Source organism: Duganella alba (genome assembly GCF_009674495.1).
In the GTDB taxonomy this organism is placed as follows: domain Bacteria; phylum Pseudomonadota; class Gammaproteobacteria; order Burkholderiales; family Burkholderiaceae_D; genus Rugamonas; species Rugamonas alba.
This window is the reverse complement of sequence record NZ_WKJN01000005.1, coordinates 204,704-222,198: the sequence shown is the minus strand read 5'-3', so window position 1 is coordinate 222,198 and position 17,495 is coordinate 204,704. Positions and strand designations below refer to the sequence as shown.

The following is a 17,495-nucleotide window of genomic DNA, read 5'->3' as shown; positions in this document are numbered from 1 at the left end:
TGATGGCCCCTGATTTCCGATCCCGCACCACCCTGCTGAACCACATCCGCCATACCAAGCAGTTTTACGACAAGCGCTGCGTCGACCCAAGCGGCGGCCTGTATCACTTCTACAAGGACGACGGCACGGTCTACGATGCGCACACCCGCCATCTGGTCAGCAGCACGCGCTTTGTCTTCAACTATGCGATGGCATGGCGCCAGTTCGGCGACGTGGAAGACCGCCAGCGCCTGCGCCACGCGCTGTCCTTCCTGCGCGACGTCCACCGCGATCCGCACACCAACGGCTACGCGTGGGAACTGGAGTGGAAAGACGGCGTGCGCCGTGTGCTCGACGGCACCAACCACTGCTACGGCCTGGCCTTCGTGCTGCTGGCCTACAGCCATGCGCTGATGGCCGGCGAAACGCAGGCCGCCGAATGGATCGGCGAGACCTTCGCGCTGATGGAGAAACGCTTCTGGGAACCGCAGCACGGCCTGTACGCCGACGAAGCCAGCGCCGACTGGTCGCGCGTGGACAGCTATCGCGGCCAGAACGCCAATATGCACGCCTGCGAAGCGCTGATCGCCGCCTTTGAAGCGACCGGCGAGCGCGCCTACCTGCTGCGCGCCGAAACGCTGGCGCACAACATCACCATCCGCCAGGCCGCGCTGGCCGACAATATGGTGTGGGAACACTATCACGATGACTGGTCGGTGGATTCGGAGTACAACCGCAACGACAAGACCAACATCTTCCGTCCGTGGGGCTACCAGCCAGGCCACCTGACCGAATGGGCCAAGCTGCTGCTGCTGCTGGAGCGCCATGGCGCGCAGCTGTCGCTCAATCCGCGCTGGCTGCTGCCGCGCGCGGTGGAGCTGTTTGACGCGGCGCTGTCCAAGGCCTGGGACCATGAGCACGGCGGCATCTACTACGGTTTCGCGCCGGACGGCAGCATCTGCGACGACCTCAAATACTTCTGGGTACAGGCCGAGAGCCTGGCCACCGCCGCGCTGCTGGCGGCGCGCACCGGCGAGGCGCGCTACTGGACCTGGTACGACAAGATCTGGACGTACAGCTGGGAGCATTTCGTCGATCATCAGTACGGCGCGTGGTATCGCATCCTCGGCGCGGACAACAGCAAGCTGACCGACGAGAAAAGCCCGGCCGGCAAGGTGGACTACCACACCATGGGCGCGTGCTACGAAGTGCTTAACGTATTGAAGAAGGACTGAGATGTTTCCTTTATTTGTAGCGGCGGGCGAAGCGCTCACCGATATGGTGGTGCAGGACGGCGCGCAGGAACATTGGCTGAGCAAGGTGGGCGGCTCGACGTGGAACGTGGCGCGGGCGATGGCCAGGCTGGATGTGCCGACCGCGTTTGCCGGTGCCATCAGCCGCGATGTGTTTGGCGAAGCGCTGTGGCAGGCGAGTGAGGTGGCGCGGCTGGATCTGCGCTTCCTGCAGCGCTACGATAACTCGCCGCTGCTGGCGATCGTGCACCGCACCGATCCGCCGGCGTATTTCTTCGTTGGCGATAACAGCGCGGATTTGCAGTTCGATGCGGCGCAGCTGCCGGAGGGGTGGCGTAAGCAGTGCAAGTGGGTGCACTTCGGCGGCATCAGCCTGGCGCGCGAGCCGCTTGCGGGCAAGCTGGTGGCGTTGGCCGAGCAGCTCAAGCAGGAAGGCGTGCGGATCAGCTACGATCCCAACTACCGCTTGCTGATGGATGAACGTTATGACGCCACGTTGCGCCGCATGACGGCGCTGGCCGATGTGGTGAAGGTGTCGGAAGAGGATCTGGAAGGTCTGTTCCGGACCAAGGATATCGAAAGCGCTTTCGCCACGCTGCGCAGCTGGAATCCGGCGGCGACGTATTTGTACACCAAGGGCGGAGCCGGTGCGTCGCTGCATATTGGCGACGCATCGTGGTCGCTGGCGGCGCCGAAGATCGAAGTGATCGACACTGTGGGCGCGGGCGACGCCAGCATCGCCGCGCTGGCGTGGAGCATGATGCATCGCGCCGATGCGGCGCCGTTGCAGCACCTGCAGTTCTCGGTGGCCGCTGGCGCGGCGGCTTGTCTCGGGGTGGGAGCGTCCCCGCCATCGTTGGCGGATATCGAAGCGCTTTTGTAGTGTAATTTGCGGCACCCGCGAAACCCGCACTTCGCTGCGGCCAGGGTCGGACCCCGTACGGGGTCCGACCCTTTCGTTTTGGGGGCCAAGTCATACGCACGTAATATGGGGCCGATAGGATGGCGGGCTTTATACCCCGCTAACTACTTCAGGTTCTCATGTCCTCGAAAAATCCTTTCGCTCCATCCCGTCTCCAACTGGCCCTGGCCGCCGCCGGCCTGTGCGCCTTCCACATTTCCGCCATGGCGGAAGACATCGGTGGCGCGCTGTCCACGGTTGAAGTCAAGGCCACGGTCGAAAAGAAAAAGCTCGGCGACAGCGTCAGCAGCGGCGCCCTGGGCCGCAAGTCGGAACTCGATACGCCCTTCTCCACCAAGGCCGTCTCCAGCGACGAAATCGAAGACCGCCTGGCCACCAGCATTTCTGAAGTCCTGAAGTACGACGCATCCGTCACCGCCATCTCGCCACCGATCTCCACCCACCCTGCCACCATCCAGATGCGCGGCCTGCGCCTCGATGACCTGAACGGCTACAAGGTCAACGGCCTGGCCAACATCAACCGCGGCACCGAGATGCCGCTGGAGATGTTCGAAAGCGTGGAAGCCATGAAAGGCCTGACCGGCTATATGTACGGCTTCGGTTCGCCGGGCGGCATCGTCAACTACGTCACCAAGCGCCCGACCACCGACAAGAGCTTCAGCGCGGCGATGGGCTACCAGGAAGGCGGCGCGATCAAGGAACACATCGACATGGGCGGCCGTCTCGGCGAGGAAGGCGACTTCGGCTACCGTCTGAACCTGCTGCACGAAGACGGCGACCTGAAACAGGAAAGCGGCTCGATCAAGCGTAACGCCGCCGGCCTGAATCTGGAATGGCGCGTGACCAAGGATCTGGCGCTGACCTATGACGCGATCTACCAACGCCGCCGCAGCGTCGGCGGCACCGACATCATCCTCACGCCGAGCTTCAAGATTCCCGCGCCGCTGGATGGCGACACCAAGCTGAATAGCATCGGCGCCGGCAGCGATGTGGAATACACGCTGGCGACCACCGGCGTTGAGTACCGCCTGGCCAACGACTGGGTGGCCAACGCTTCCTACCGCACCTCGGATTCCACCCGCGTGTACAAGAAGGACCAGTACTACCTGACCAGCAACGCCGGCGACTACCGCGACCGCATCACCTCCGAGCTGCACGGCTACCACTTCGACCAGGTGCAGGCCACCGTCAACGGCAAGTTCGACATCGCCGGCCTGGGCAACGAAGTGATCATCGGCGTGATGTCGCAGAACCTGGTGTCGACGTCGTCGGTCGTCACGCCGAAGACCTACGTCGGCACCGGCAATCTGTCCGCACCAAGCATCATCAGCGCGGCCAGTGTCAACTACAGCGGCGGCACCTACCGCGACGAAACCACACGCCAGGAAGCGGTCTTCGTCAGCGACACGCTGAAACTCAACGACGCCTGGTCGGTGCTGGCCGGCGCGCGCTACACGCAGTTCACCGACAACGCCTACTCGACCAAGGGCGTGGTGACCGCCAGCTATCCGGCCGAGAAAACCACACCGACCGTGGCGCTGATGTTCAAGCCGGCCGCCGACACCACGCTGTACGCCAGCTACGTCGAGGCGCTGGAGCAGGCGGCGTCCGCACCGACCACCACCGTCAACGCCAACCAGACCTTCGCTCCGATCAAGAGCAAGCAGTCGGAAGTCGGCGTGAAGACGGAGCGTAGCTGGTGGAACGCCACCGCCGCCCTGTTCCACATCGAGCGCGGCGCGCAATACACCAATGTCGCCAACGTGTATGTGTCGGACGGCCAGAGCAAATACCAGGGCGTCGAGTTCAACACCGTGGTGCAGGCGGCGAGAAATGTATCGATCGAAGGCGGCATCATGCTGCTGGACGCGACGCTGGAAGACGCGGCGCCTGGCTACAACGGCAAGCGCGCCGTCGGTGCGCCGCGCCGCCAGGCTTCGGTGCAGGCGACCTGGCGCGAAGTGCTGCCAGGCCTGGCGCTGCACGTCGGTTCGCAGTATCTGGGCGAACTGCCGATGGATGCGGCCAATGTGAACACGCTGCCGGCCTACACGCTGTTTGACGCCGGCTTCAACTATCGTCACCGCTACTTCGGCAAGATGATCAGCGTGCGCGCGAATATCTCGAACCTCGCCAATCGCAAATACTGGACCTACTATCAGGAGAACTACCTGAACATCGGCGCGCCGCGTACCGCCAGCGCGAATGTTCGCGTAGACTTCTAAGGTATGAAACCACTCCGTCTTGCGGCTGGCGCCGCGCTGTTCCTGCTGTTGTCGCATGCTTATGGCGAGCAGTTTTATTCGACCAAAACGCCGTATGCGCCGCAGCAGGCCAGCGCCAGCTACGAGGCGGCGCCTGCCGGCTTCAAGGCCGTCTACACGCAGATGCTGGCCCGCCATGGCTCGCGTGGACTGAGCAGCTTCAAGACGGATCTGGCGCTGTTCAACCTGTGGCAGCTGGCCGCCAAAGAGGATGCCCTGACGCCGCTGGGCCGCGCGCTGGGCCCGGACATCGAGCAGATGATGCAAGCAAACGCGCTGCTCGGCTACGGCGTCGACGGCATCAGCAAGGCCGGCTACGGCAATGAGACCATGCAGGGCATCACCGAGCACACCGAACTGGCGCAGCGCCTGCGCGCGCGTCTGCCGGAGCTGTTCCGCGCGACGGCGGCGCGACGCATCGTCGTCGTCACCTCGGGCAAGGACCGTGCCGTCGACAGCGGCTACTTTTTCGCGCGCGCGCTGGTGCGGCAGCAACCGGACCTGAAGCCGCTGATCGACGCCGGCATCGACCGCTCCACGCTGTACTTCCACAAACTGAGCGCCAGGCAGGACACGCTGGTCACCGAATCCAGCCTGGCCTACCAGCGCTGGGTGAAAAGCGACGAGCTGAAAGCGCGCGAAGCCGCCATTCACGCGCAGCCGCAACTCAAGACCGCCGCCCACGCCACGCTGGCGCATCTGTTCACGCCAACGTTCATCGCCGCGCTGGATGCGGGCCAGCGCAGCGCCAGCAACGCCGGCGAGCGCAGCTACACCAGCGCCGACGGCAAATTCACCAACACGCTGACCGGTGACGGCGACACCCATATCGCCAGCGTCACCGACGCCGCGCTCGCGCTGTACGACCTGTACTCCGCCGCCGCCGACATGCAGGCCGAACTCAAGGCCGACTTCACGCCGTACATCCTGCCCGGGCAGGCGCGCGTCTACGCCGAGGCGGAGGACGCTGTGGCCTTCTACGAAAAAGGCCCCGGCATCGCTGAAAACGGCGACGTCACCTGGCGCATGGCCACCGCGCTGGTCGACGACTTCTTCCAGGAGGCCGACGCCATCGCGGCCGGCAACCGCGCCCACGCAGCCAAGCTGCGCTTCAGTCACGCCGAAATCGTCATCCCGTTCGCCAGCGCCCTGGCCCTGCCCGGCATGGCCGAACAACTGCCGCGCGCAGCGACCTACAGTTACCAGAATAGCCCATGGCGCGGCAGCCAAGTGGCACCGATGGCCGCCAATATCCAATGGGATCTGTACCAGAACGCCGCCGGCCGCACCCTCGTGCGCATGCTCTACAACGAGCGCGAAGCCGACTTCAAGCCGGCCTGCAACGCCGCCCGCGTCGCGCCGGCCAGCCATTTCTACGACTACCACCTCTTGAAACGTTGCTATAACCAACACTAAAGTTATAAAGCCAGCCATACCAAAAGGCGATTCTGGTCATAAAGCAACAATTAATACAAAACAGCACTCACAGTGCGGTTGGACAAAATGGTAAACTGGGAAGGTCACTAGACAATTAGAGAGGTATTTCCCATGAACCAGATGTCGAGACGCCAGTTCCTTCGGGTCACTGGCGCGACCATCGCGGGTTCGAGCATTGCGCTACTCGGCTTTGCGCCGGCAACGGCCTTGGCCGAAGTCCGGCAGTACAAGCTGGCGCGCAGTACCGAAACCCGCAACACTTGCCCGTACTGCTCCGTCGGTTGCGGCATTTTGATGTACGGTCTGGGCGATGGCGCCAAAAACGCCGCGGCCAGCATCATCCACATTGAAGGCGACGCCGACCACCCGGTCAACCGCGGCACGTTGTGCCCGAAAGGCGCTTCGCTGATCGACTTCATCCACTCGCCGAGCCGCCTGCTGGCGCCGCAGTACCGCGCGCCGGGTGCGAGCGACTGGAGCCCGATCTCGTGGGATGACGCGCTGAACCGCATCGCCAAGCTGATGAAGGACGATCGCGACGCCAATTTCGTCGAGAAAACCGCCGACGGCAAAACCGTCAACCGCTGGACCACGACCGGTTTCCTGGCCGCCTCGGCAGCCAGCAATGAAGTCGGCTATTTAACCCATAAAACGATGCGTGCCACCGGCATGCTCCCATTCGACAACCAAGCACGTGTTTGACACGGTCCAACGGTGGCAGGTCTTGCCTCGACATTTGGACGTGGTGCGATGACGAATCACTGGGTAGACATCAAGAATGCCGATGTTATCCTGGTCATGGGCGGCAACGCAGCAGAAGCACACCCTTGCGGGTTTAAATGGGTCACGGAAGCCAAGGCGCATCGCGGCGCCAAGCTGATCGTGGTCGATCCACGCTTTACCCGAACGGCTTCGGTAGCGGACCATTACGTCGCTACGCGTACCGGCGCGGATATCGTGTTCCTGGGCGGTATCATCAACTACCTGCTCACCAACGACAAGATTCAACACGAGTACGTCCGCAACTACACGGACATGCCGTTCATCGTGCGCGAAGATTTCGCCTTCAACGACGGCCTGTATTCTGGCTGGGACGACGCGGCGAACAAGTACACGGACAAGAGCAGCTGGAACTACGAGATCGGCGAGGACGGCTATGCCAAAATCGATCCGACGCTGGAACACCCGCGCTGCGTGTACCAGCTGATGAAGAAGCACTACGCGCGCTACACGCCGGAAATGGTGGAGAAAGCCTGCGGCGTGCCGCCGGAGAAATTCCATCTGGTGGCAGAAGCCCTGGCCTCGACCGCCGTGCCGGGCCGTGCCGCGACCATCCTGTACGCCCTGGGCTGGACCCAGCACTCGACCGGCGCGGAAACCCTGCGTACCGGCGCCATGGTGCAGCTGTTGCTGGGCAATATGGGGATCGCTGGCGGCGGCATGAACGCGCTGCGCGGCCACTCCAACATCCAGGGTCTGACCGACCTCGGCCTGCTGACCAATATGCTGCCGGGTTATCTGACCCTGCCTAGCGAGGCCGAGCAGGATTGGGATGCCTATGTGGCCAAGCGCGCGCTGAAACCGCTGCGTCCGAACCAGCTGAGCTACTACAGCAACTCGAAGAAATTCCTGGTCTCCTTCATGAAGGCCTGGTGGGGCGACGCCGCCACCGAGGAAAATCACTACGCCTACGACTACCTGCCGAAGCTGGATAAACCTTACGACATGATGCAGGCTTTCGAGCTGATGAATCAGGGTAAGATGACCGGCTACATCTGCCAGGGCTTCAACATCCTGGCTTCCGGCCCGGACAAGCAGAAAATCACCGACTCGCTGTCGAAGCTGAAGTGGCTGGCCATCATGGACCCGCTGCAGACCGAGACGTCCGAGTTCTGGAAACCGCACGGCGACTTCCACAAGGTCGATCCGACGCAGATCCAGACCGAGGTGTTCAGCCTGCCGACCTCCTGCTTCGCGGAAGAACGCGGCTCGCTGGTGTCGTCGTCGCGCGTGCTGCAGTGGCACTGGCAAGGCGCCGAGCCGCCAGGCCAGGCGCGCAGCGACCTCGACATCATGTCCGGCCTGTTCCTGCGCATGAAGAAGGCGTACCAGAAAGACGGCGGCAAGTTCCCGGACCCGATCCTGAACCTGACCTGGAACTATGCCAATCCGAACTCGCCGACGCCGGAAGAGCTGGCGATGGAATTCAACGGCAAAGCGCTGAAGGAAATCACCGATCCGAAAGATCCGACCAAGGTCATCCTGAAGAAGAACGAGCAGCTGGCAGGCTTCGCCCAACTCAAGGACGACGGCAGCACCGCCTGCGGCTGCTGGATCTTCGCCGGTTCCTGGACCGCCGCCGGCAACCAGATGGGCCGCCGCGACAACAGCGACCCGACCGGTATCGGCAACACGCTGAACTGGGCCTGGGCCTGGCCGGCCAACCGCCGTGTGCTGTACAACCGCGCCTCGACCGACATGAAGGGCAAGCCGTGGGATCCAACCCGCAAGCTGATCGCCTGGAATGGCACCTCGTGGGCCGGCGCGGACGTGCCGGACTACAAGGCGGACGAACCGCCGGAAAACGGCATGGGTCCGTTCATCATGCTGGCCGAAGGCGTGGCGCGTTTCTTCTCGCGTGACGCCATGGCCGAAGGTCCGTTCCCGGAACACTACGAGCCGTTCGAGTCGCCGATCGGGCACAACCCGATGCACCCGAACAACCCGAAAGCGTTCAACAACCCGGCCGGCCGCATGTTCCCGAACGACCGCAAAAAGCTGGGCAAGAAGGAACAGTTCCCGCACGCGGCAACCAGCTATCGTCTGACGGAGCACTTCCACTACTGGACCAAGCATGCGCGCCTGAACGCCATCATCCAGCCCGAGCAGTTCGTCGAAATCGGCGAAGCGCTGGGCAAGGAAATCGGCGTGGTGCACGGCGACCGGGTCAAGGTGTCGTCGGGCCGCGGCTACATCATCGCGAAAGCGGTGGTGACCAAGCGTATCAAGGCGTTGATCATTGACGGCAAGACGATGCACCATGTCGGCCTGCCCATCAACTTCGGCTTCAAAGGGCTTACCAAACCAGGCTACCTGGTCAACACGCTGACGCCGACGGTTGGCGACGGCAATTCACAGACACCGGAATCGAAATCGTTCCTGGTGAATGTGGAAAAAGTCTAAGGCCGGGGGGAGAAAACATATGTCATTACAATCACTTGATATCAAGCGCATGTCGGCGACGACGGTGCAGCCACCGGTGGCGCGTACACCGGTGACCGGCACCGTCGCCAAGCTGATCGACGTTTCCAAGTGCATCGGCTGCAAGGCTTGCCAGACCGCGTGCATGGAGTGGAACGATCTGCGCGACGAGGTGGGTGAAACCACCGGCGTCTACGACAACCCGATCGACCTGACGGCGCAATCCTGGACCGTGATGCGGTTCTCGGAATACGAGAACACCAAGGGCGACCTGGAGTGGCTGATCCGCAAGGACGGCTGCATGCACTGCGAAGATCCGGGCTGCCTGAAGGCCTGCCCTTCGCCGGGCGCCATCGTCCAGTACACCAACGGCATTGTGGATTTCCACCAGGAGAACTGCATTGGCTGCGGCTACTGCGTCGCCGGCTGCCCGTTCGACGTGCCGCGCATTTCCAAGCACGACAGCCGCGCCTACAAGTGCACGCTGTGCTCGGACCGCGTGGCCGTCGGCCAGGAACCTGCGTGCGTGAAGACCTGCCCTACCGGCGCCATCAACTTTGGCACCAAGGAGGACATGAAGCACCACGCCGAGGAGCGCATCGAGGATCTGAAATCGCGTGGCTTCGAACACGCCGGCCTGTACGACCCGGCCGGTGTGGGCGGCACGCACGTCATGTACGTGCTGCACCACGCGGACCAGCCGACGCTGTACAACGGCCTGAAAAAAGATCCGAAGATCAGCGCCACCGTCGGCCTGTGGAAAGGCCTGACCAAGCCGCTGGCGCTGGCGGGCATCGCCATCACGGCGCTGGCCGGCTTCTTCCACTACTCGCGCATCGGTCCTAACGAGGTGAGCAAGGAAGAAGAAGCGGAAGCGGTCGAGGAAGCTAAACGTATCAGGGAGGAAGCACCATGAGCCATTCCAACCGCGATAAAGACGGCAATCCGCTGATCCAGCGCTACACGCCCAATGAGCGCAGCAACCACTGGATCACGGCCATCTGCTTCATTCTGCTGGCGGTGTCCGGCCTCGCCATGTTCCATCCGGCGATGGCGTGGATGGCGATGTTCCTCGGCGGCGGTCAATGGACGCGCATCCTCCATCCCTTCATCGGGCTGGTGATGTTCGTCTCGTTTGCGGTGCTGGTGCTGCGTTTCTGGCACCACAACCACATCGACGCGGCCGACAAGCAGTGGATGAAGCAGATCGGCGATGTGCTCAACAACCGCGAAGACAAGCTTCCGAAGATCGGCATGTACAACGCCGGCCAGAAGATGCTGTTCTTCGTGCTGATCGCCTCCATGTGCGGCCTGCTGTTGTCGGGCATCGTGATCTGGCGCGCCTACTTCGCGTTCTACTTCCCGATCGAGATCGTGCGGCTGGCGGCCTTGCTGCACGCCTTCAGCGCCTTCGTGCTGATTTGCTCGATCGTCGTGCACATCTACGCGGCGTTCTGGGTCAAGGGCTCGATCGGCGCCATGATCCGCGGCACGGTCACCTACGGGTGGGCGCGCAAGCACCATCCGCGCTGGTTCGAGGAAGTGGTCCGTAAAAACCGCGATTAATCGCATCCAGCCTGCGATCATCCCGATTTGGGATTAAAATACTCCCTGAGCCGGCAGCCCTTCTGCTGCCGGCAACACGGGAGATTTTTTTTGGTACAACGCTTGCTACAACCTGGCGAAATCGAGTCGCTCGATCACACCGCCATACCGCGCCTGCTGCTCCCGGAAGCACGCAGTCTGTTTTCCGCGCGCGCCGCGCGCCTCCGCCAGTTGGCGGATAATCAAATCAAGGGCATTCCGGTCGGCGAAACGCTGAGCGGCTACCTGAAGATGATGGCCGCCCTGGTCGACGCGCAGGCAGCCGTGGCCACCACCCTGCCCGCCGACACCTACGCCCTGCCCGACGCCGCCGGCATCGAGCTGGCCATCGATCACCACATGCCGCCGCTGCCGGTCAGCGGCCAGCGCCCGGCGTCGTGGCGCCGCGTGTTCGACGCCATCCTCGACCAGCTGGACCCGCTGGCGGCAAGCCAGCCGCAACTCGCCGCCGTGCTGGCGGAATTGCGCGCGCTCGACAGCGCGCAACTGGAAGGCTGCGCCGACGCCGTGCTGGCCGAACTGACGGAAGGCGTGCATCCGCTGCACGCGCCGTTCGTGGCTGCCGCCTTGCAAGTGATGTGGACCAAGCGCGCCAGCCAGCTCGATGCCCAGCGCGTGCAGCCGCTGGTGACCAATACCCTGTGCCCTGTCTGCGGTTCGCATCCGGTGGCCAGCGTGATCCGCATCGGCGGCCAGTCGCAGGGCTATCGCTACCTGCAATGCGCCTGCTGCGCCAGCGAATGGCACATGGTGCGCGTCAAGTGCACCACCTGCGAGAGCACCTCGAAGATCGCCTACCAGAGCATCGAACCGGAAGGCGGCATGCCGGAGCCGAGCGAGCCTGTCAACAAGGCCAACGATCCCAGCAAGGTGGCGCGCGCCGAAACCTGCGACGAATGCCATACCTACCGCAAGATCTTCAACCAGGAGCACGACTACCACGTCGAGCCGCTGGCCGACGATCTGGCCAGCCTGGCGCTGGACCTGCTGGTCGGCGAAGCCGGCTACGCCCGCGCCAGCGGCAATCCCCTGCTGTGGTTTAACGCCGAATGAACGAACCTGTTGTCACCGGCGGCATCCGCCTGCCAGCCGTGCATCTGATCCTGTCGGACGCCGGCTGCGAGGCGCTGATCGCCGAATATGGCCGCGTACAGACGCTCGACGCGGCGCGCGCGCTGCTGGCCGAACTGCGCGCCATGCTGCTGGCCGCCCGCGAAGGCGGCGACCTGGCGGCTGCCGCGCCGGCGCCCGACACCGGCATCCCGTCGCTGCTGGCGATGCTGGCCGCGCGGCTGCGCGAGCAGAACACCTCGCCGCTGCGTCCCGTGTTCAACCTGACCGGCACCGTCCTGCACACCAACCTTGGCCGCGCGCTGCTGCCCGACGCCGCCGTGCAGGCCGTGGTGGACGCGATGCGCTGGCCGATGAACCTCGAATGGGACATCGACACCGGCAAGCGCGGCGACCGCGACAACCTGATCGAAGAGCTGCTGCTGGAACTGACCGGCGCCGAAGCGGCCACCATCGTCAACAACAACGCCGCCGCCGTGCTGCTGATGCTGAATACCGTGGCCCTCGGCAAGGAGGTGATCGTCTCGCGCGGCGAGCTGGTGGAAATCGGCGGCGCCTTCCGCATTCCGGACGTGATGACGCGCGCCGGCGCGGTGCTGCGCGAAGTCGGCGCCACCAACCGCACGCACTTGAAGGACTACGACGAAGCGGCCGGTGCGCAGACGGCGCTGATGATGAAGGTCCACACCAGCAATTACGCCATCACCGGCTTCACCAAGAGCATTGAGCTGGATGAACTGGCGCCGCTGGCCAGGAAGCACAACATCCCGCTGGCGGTGGACCTGGGCAGCGGCACGCTGGTCGACCTGGAGCAGTATGGCCTGCCGCATGAAACCACGGTGCGCGAAACCATCGAGGGCGGCGCCGACCTGGTGACCTTCAGCGGCGACAAGCTGCTGGGCGGTCCGCAGTGCGGCATCATCGTCGGCCGCAAGGACCTGATCGCGCAGATCAAGAAGAATCCGCTGAAGCGCGCGCTGCGCGTCGGCAAACTGACCCTGGCCGCGCTGGAGCCGGTGCTCGCGCTGTACCGCGCGCCGGACCTGCTGCCGGAACGCCTGACCACCCTCAAGCTGCTGACCCGCCCTGCCGCCGACATGCGCGCGCAGGCGCAGGCCATCCTGCCGCAGTTGCAGGCCGCGCTAGGCGCCGGCTACGTGGTCACCGACGAAGCGATGATGAGCCAGATCGGCAGCGGCGCGCTGCCGGTCGACCAGCTGCACAGCCACGGCCTGGTGGTGCGTCCTGCCGCGGCGGGCCGCATCAGCAACGCGCTGGGCGTGCTGGAACAGCGCCTGCGCGCGCTGCCGCTGCCGGTCATCGGCCGCGTGGCGCAGGACGCGCTGTGGCTCGACCTGCGCTGCCTGCAGGACCACCAGCAGCAGCGCTTCATCGACCAACTGCCCCTGCTCGCCGCATGATCGTCGGCACCGCAGGACACATTGACCACGGCAAGACCACGCTGACGCGCGCCCTCACCGGCGTCGACACCGATCGCCTGAAGGAAGAGAAGGCGCGCGGCATCTCGATCGAACTCGGTTACGCCTACGCGCCGCTGGAAGGCGGCGACATCCTCGGCGTGATCGACGTGCCGGGCCACGAGAAATTCATCCGCACCATGGCCGCCGGCGTCACCGGCATCGACGCCGCGCTGCTGGTGATCGCCGCCGACGACGGCATCATGCCGCAGACGCTGGAACACCTGGCGATCCTGCGGCTGCTGGGCGTCAAGCGTGGCGCGGTGGCGCTGACCAAGATCGACCGCGCCGACAGCAACCGGCTGGCGCAGCTGGAGGGCGAGATCAGCGCCCTGCTGTCGACCACCGATTTCGCCGGCGCGCCCATCTTCCGCACCAACGCCACCGAGGAAGGCGACATCGGCGTCAAGGCGCTGCTGCGCCATCTGGCGCAGCTCGCCGCCACGCTGCCGGCCAGCGACGAACGGCGCCTGTTCCGCCTGGGCGTGGACCGCGTGTTCACGCTGTCCGGCCAGGGCACCATCGTCACCGGCACCGCGCTGGCGGGCAGCGTGCGCGTGGGCGACATCCTGCAGATGGCGCCCGGCGGCCAGGAGGCGCGCGTGCGCAGCATCCACGCGCAGAACCGCGCGGCCGACGTGGGCCGCGCCGGACAGCGCCTGGCCCTGAACCTGGGCGGCGTGAGCAAGGACGAAATCGCGCGCGGCACGTGGGTGGTGGCGCCGGCGCTGGCCGCCTGCTCCGAACGCGTGGACGTGCAGCTGACGCTGACGCCGGACTGCGGCCTGACACTCAAGCCATGGTCGCCGGTGCACGTGCACCTGGGCGCGGCGCACCATACGGCCAACGTGGTGATGCTTGACGACGAGGTGCTGGCGCCGGGCCGCTGGGCTTGCGCGTGTCGACGCTGGTGCGGCTGTCGCAGCTGCCGGCCGGGCAGATCGCCGCGCCGCCGGGCACGGTGGAAGTGAGCCTGCAAGGCGGCGACCAGTTGCTGATCGCCGCGACCGAGGTGCAGGCGCTGCAAGCGCGCATTCTGGCCGCGCTGGCAGAGTTCCACGCGCGCGCGCCGGACGACGCGGGGCCGGAGCTGTGGCGCCTGAAGCGCATCGTCTCGCCGGAGATGGAAGACCGCCTGTGGAGCTGTTTGATCGACACGCTGCTTGCCAGCGGCGCGATCAAACAGCGCGGCCGCAGCCTGCACTTGCCGGCGCATAGCGTGGAACTGAGCGCCGGCGAACAGGCGCAGGTGGCGCCGCTGCTGGCGTCCCTGCTGGCCGGCGCCTTCGATCCGCCGTGGGTGCGCGAACTGGCGCGCGAACACGGCATGCCGGAGACCGAGGTGCGGCGCCTGCTGCTCAAGCTGTCCAAGACCGGAGAGCTGAGCCAGGTGGTGAAGGATTTGTTTTATCATCCGCAGCGGCTCGACGAGCTGGCGCGGCTGGTGGCCACGCTGCCCGAAGTGCAGGCGGCGTCGTTCCGCGACGCCACCGGCCTCGGACGCAAGCGGGCCATTCAGGTGCTGGAGTTCTTCGACCGCGTCGGCTATACTCGCCGCATTGGCAATATCCACCTGATACGACCGAACGCCGCCTGGGCCTACAGCGGCGCGTAACCAGAACGACATCAGACCACGGAAGGCACACTCATCCGGTGATGGGGCCGGGCTTCAAACCCGGTGGGGGGCGTCAGCCGCTCCCTCGTAAGTTCGACTCCTACTGCCTTCCGCCAACCACCGTCCGCATCACCATCTCCACCGCCGCATCGAAGTGGGCCGGCGTTTCGGCCAGCAGCGACCACAGGCGGTTGTGCTCGGCGCCGCGCACGATGTGCAGCTGGCGCGCTGCGGCGCGGGTGGCGGCGGCCACCAGGCGTTCGGAGATTTCCAGCGGAATGGTGGCGTCGTGCTCGGCGTGGATCACCAGCAGCCGGCCCTCGAAGCGCGACAGGATCTCCCAGGCATCGCTGTCGGCCCAGCTGCGCTCACGGCGGATGATGGCCGAGAAATCCGGCCCGAACGGCACCTCGTAGGCCGACGGCGTGTAGACGCCCGGCACGATCAGCACCAGCGCGTCGACCCGGTGCTGCGCACTGAGCCGGATGGCGTTGTAGGCGCCCATGCTGGCACCGAACACCACCAGCGGTTCCGCCATGCCGTGCGCGGCCAGCACCGCCTGCGCCTGCCGCGTGCGGCTGGCCACCGACGATTGCGCCAGCGCGCCGCCCGTCTCGCCGTGACCGATGGCGTCGAAACAGACGCTGCCCTGCCCGCGCTGCTGCAATGCACCACGCAGCAGGCGATGGCCGTGGCGCGTGCTGGCGCCGGCGCCGTGCAGGTAGAGGATGCGGTTGCTGTCGCGGCCGACAAAATGGTCGGCCTTCAGCACATGGCCGTCGAACGGCACGTCAAAATCAAGGAGGCTGGTCATGCCCGCAGCCTACCCAAGCGCCGCGGCTTTGTAAATAAAAGTAAGAAATACCCTGTTGCCATGCAGCATTTTTTTATTCAATGATAAAATACCCGCAGGAAATTTAAGTTTCTTTTACATAATAACAATACCTCCAAAACCATTACCACTTCGCACCCTATTCGGAGGCTCTATGAAATTATCTGAAATGAAGGTTGGCAATCGGCTGGCCATCGGCTTTGGCGCTACCCTGATCCTGCTGCTGGCTGTCGCCATCGCCAGCTGGATGAGTATCCGCCAGACCGCCCAGGACACCGACGCCCTGCTCGACAGCCACCTGAAAACCGAACGCCTGGTCAGCGCCTGGAAAGCCATCGTCGAAACCAATGTGCAGCGCGCATTGGCGGCGTCGAAGACCAGCGATCCCGCCACCCAGAAAATGTTTGAGGATGGCATCGCATCCACGTCCAAGATCGCCGTCGGCTACCAGAGCCAGATCGTCGACGCCCTCGACGACGCGAAAGCCAAGGCCCTGTTCGACGCGACGCAGGAAAAGCGCACGGTCTACCAGGCCGTGCGCAAGCAGGCGTTCGCCGAGAAGGCCGCCGGCAACCTGGACCACGCCAACCAGATCGTCGAGAAGGAATTCATTCCCGCCGGCGACGCCTATGTCGCCAGCATGGGCGCCCTGGTCGAGCGCCAGAAGGCGGTGATCGATGAGATCGGCGCCACCATCCACAACCGCAGCGCCGGCTCGGCGTGGATGATCGTGGTGCTGAGCACGATTTCGATCGCCGTGGCGCTGGTGCTGGGCTGGCTGATCAGCCGTTCGCTGCTGAAACAGCTCGGCGGCGAGCCGGGCTACGCGGCCGGCATCACCGACCGCATCGCCGGCGGCGACCTGACCGTGCACGTGGCGCTGGCCGACGGCGACCGCTCCAGCCTGCTGTACAGCATCGCCACCATGCGCGAACGCCTGGCGGCCATCGTCAGCGAAGTACGCGGCAGCACCGATTCGGTCGCCACGGCGGCCGATGAAATCGCCAGCGGCAACCAGGACCTGTCGTCGCGCACCGAGCAGCAGGCCGGTTCGCTGGAAGAGACCGCGTCGTCGATGGAAGAACTGACCGCGACCGTCAAGCAGAACACCGAGTTTGCGCGCCAGGCCAACCAGCTGGCGGCCAGCGCCTCCGGCGTGGCCGTGCGCGGCGGCGAAGTGGTGGGCGGCGTGGTGACCACCATGGAAGAGATCAGCGCCTCGTCGCGCCAGATCGTCGACATCATCGCCGTCATCGACGGCATCGCCTTCCAGACCAATATCCTGGCGCTGAACGCGGCGGTGGAAGCGGCGCGCGCCGGCGAACAGGGCCGCGGCTTCGCGGTGGTGGCGCAGGAAGTGCGCACGCTGGCGCAGCGTTCGGCCAGCGCGGCCAAGGACATCAAGCACCTGATCAACGAGTCGGTGGAAAAGATCGCCAACGGCGGCATGCTGGTCGATGAAGCCGGCAAGACCATGGAAGAGATCGTCCGCAGCATCCGCAATGTCAGCGAGATCATGGAGCAGATCACCGCCGCCAGCAGCGAGCAGGAAGCCGGCATCGAGCAGATCAACCAGGCCATCATGGAGATGGACGGCGTGACGCAGCAAAACGCCGCGCTGGTGGAAGAAGCCGCAGCGGCCGCCGAGGCGCTGCAAGGCCAGTCGACCCATCTGGCCGAGCTGGTCAGCGTGTTCCAGGTGGACGGCGGCATGAAGGCCGCCAGCGTCTCGCCGTTCGACGCGCCACGCGCGCGCCCGGCGCCCGGCCGCGCACCCGCGCTGCAACTGCGCACCCGCGTAGCCGCCTGACGCCATACACGGCGGCGCCCGCCGCCGT

12 protein-coding genes, 1 tRNA gene and 1 pseudogene are annotated in these 17,495 nt (G+C 64.9%); 13 read left to right on the top strand and 1 reads right to left on the bottom strand.

The features are described 5' to 3' along the window. Positions 1 to 2 precede the first annotated feature (2 nt). The 12 genes and pseudogenes from GJ695_RS07125 (at position 3) to GJ695_RS07075 (ending at position 14,941) form a co-directional block, all read left to right on the top strand. On the top strand, positions 3 to 1,214 hold the full coding sequence (locus GJ695_RS07125; protein ID WP_154363415.1) for an AGE family epimerase/isomerase: 1,212 nt from the start codon (positions 3 to 5) through the stop codon (positions 1,212 to 1,214). 1 nt (position 1,215) lies between these two features. Next, on the top strand, positions 1,216 to 2,115 hold the full coding sequence (locus tag GJ695_RS07120) for a carbohydrate kinase family protein (RefSeq protein ID WP_154363286.1): 900 nt from the start codon (positions 1,216 to 1,218) through the stop codon (positions 2,113 to 2,115). Between the two features lie 158 nt (positions 2,116 to 2,273). Beyond that, the gene (locus GJ695_RS07115; protein WP_154363284.1) at positions 2,274 to 4,379 is read left to right on the top strand and encodes a TonB-dependent siderophore receptor; all 2,106 of its coding nucleotides are present in this window, start codon (positions 2,274 to 2,276) and stop codon (positions 4,377 to 4,379) included. A gap of 3 nt (positions 4,380 to 4,382) precedes the next feature. Further along, on the top strand, positions 4,383 to 5,834 hold the full coding sequence (locus GJ695_RS07110; RefSeq protein WP_154363282.1) for a histidine-type phosphatase: 1,452 nt from the start codon (positions 4,383 to 4,385) through the stop codon (positions 5,832 to 5,834). 132 nt (positions 5,835 to 5,966) lie between these two features. Then, a complete protein-coding gene (gene fdnG, locus GJ695_RS07105; RefSeq protein ID WP_154363280.1) occupies positions 5,967 to 9,038 on the top strand; it encodes a formate dehydrogenase-N subunit alpha in 3,072 nt (1,023 codons plus the stop codon). 19 nt (positions 9,039 to 9,057) lie between these two features. Then, positions 9,058 to 9,972 (top strand): formate dehydrogenase subunit beta, encoded by a 915-nt coding sequence (gene fdxH, locus GJ695_RS07100; RefSeq protein ID WP_154363278.1) that lies wholly within the window; start codon positions 9,058 to 9,060, stop codon positions 9,970 to 9,972. Continuing rightward, on the top strand, positions 9,969 to 10,622 hold the full coding sequence (locus GJ695_RS07095) for a formate dehydrogenase subunit gamma (protein WP_154363276.1): 654 nt from the start codon (positions 9,969 to 9,971) through the stop codon (positions 10,620 to 10,622). Before fdxH ends, GJ695_RS07095 begins: the two co-directional genes overlap by 4 nt. Before the next feature lie 90 nt (positions 10,623 to 10,712). Continuing rightward, complete coding sequence (gene fdhE, locus GJ695_RS07090; protein ID WP_154363274.1) at positions 10,713 to 11,714, top strand: formate dehydrogenase accessory protein FdhE; 1,002 nt, start codon at positions 10,713 to 10,715, stop codon at positions 11,712 to 11,714. Next, positions 11,711 to 13,153, top strand: coding sequence for an L-seryl-tRNA(Sec) selenium transferase (gene selA / locus GJ695_RS07085; protein ID WP_154363272.1), 1,443 nt, complete (start codon positions 11,711 to 11,713; stop codon positions 13,151 to 13,153). Before fdhE ends, selA begins: the two co-directional genes overlap by 4 nt. After that, positions 13,150 to 14,097: pseudogene (selB, locus tag GJ695_RS30625) on the top strand (selenocysteine-specific translation elongation factor); the annotation flags it as partial. The gene selA and the pseudogene selB, both read left to right, overlap by 4 nt. A gap of 11 nt (positions 14,098 to 14,108) precedes the next feature. Then, complete coding sequence (locus GJ695_RS30620; protein WP_371866504.1) at positions 14,109 to 14,825, top strand: SelB domain-containing protein; 717 nt, start codon at positions 14,109 to 14,111, stop codon at positions 14,823 to 14,825. Positions 14,826 to 14,845: 20 nt separating this feature from the next. Continuing rightward, positions 14,846 to 14,941 (top strand) — tRNA-Sec (locus GJ695_RS07075). Here the strand turns inward: GJ695_RS07075 and GJ695_RS07070 are convergent. Then, complete coding sequence (locus GJ695_RS07070; protein ID WP_154363270.1) at positions 14,926 to 15,639, bottom strand: alpha/beta fold hydrolase; 714 nt, start codon at positions 15,637 to 15,639, stop codon at positions 14,926 to 14,928. The two genes, GJ695_RS07075 and GJ695_RS07070, sit on opposite strands and share 16 nt — an antisense overlap. A gap of 172 nt (positions 15,640 to 15,811) precedes the next feature. On the opposite strand from GJ695_RS07070, the gene GJ695_RS30460 reads away from it, so the two are divergent. After that, positions 15,812 to 17,467: a methyl-accepting chemotaxis protein gene (locus GJ695_RS30460; RefSeq protein ID WP_154363268.1), complete on the top strand. Its 1,656-nt coding sequence runs from the start codon at positions 15,812 to 15,814 to the stop codon at positions 17,465 to 17,467. The last annotated feature ends 28 nt before the right edge of the window (positions 17,468 to 17,495 follow it).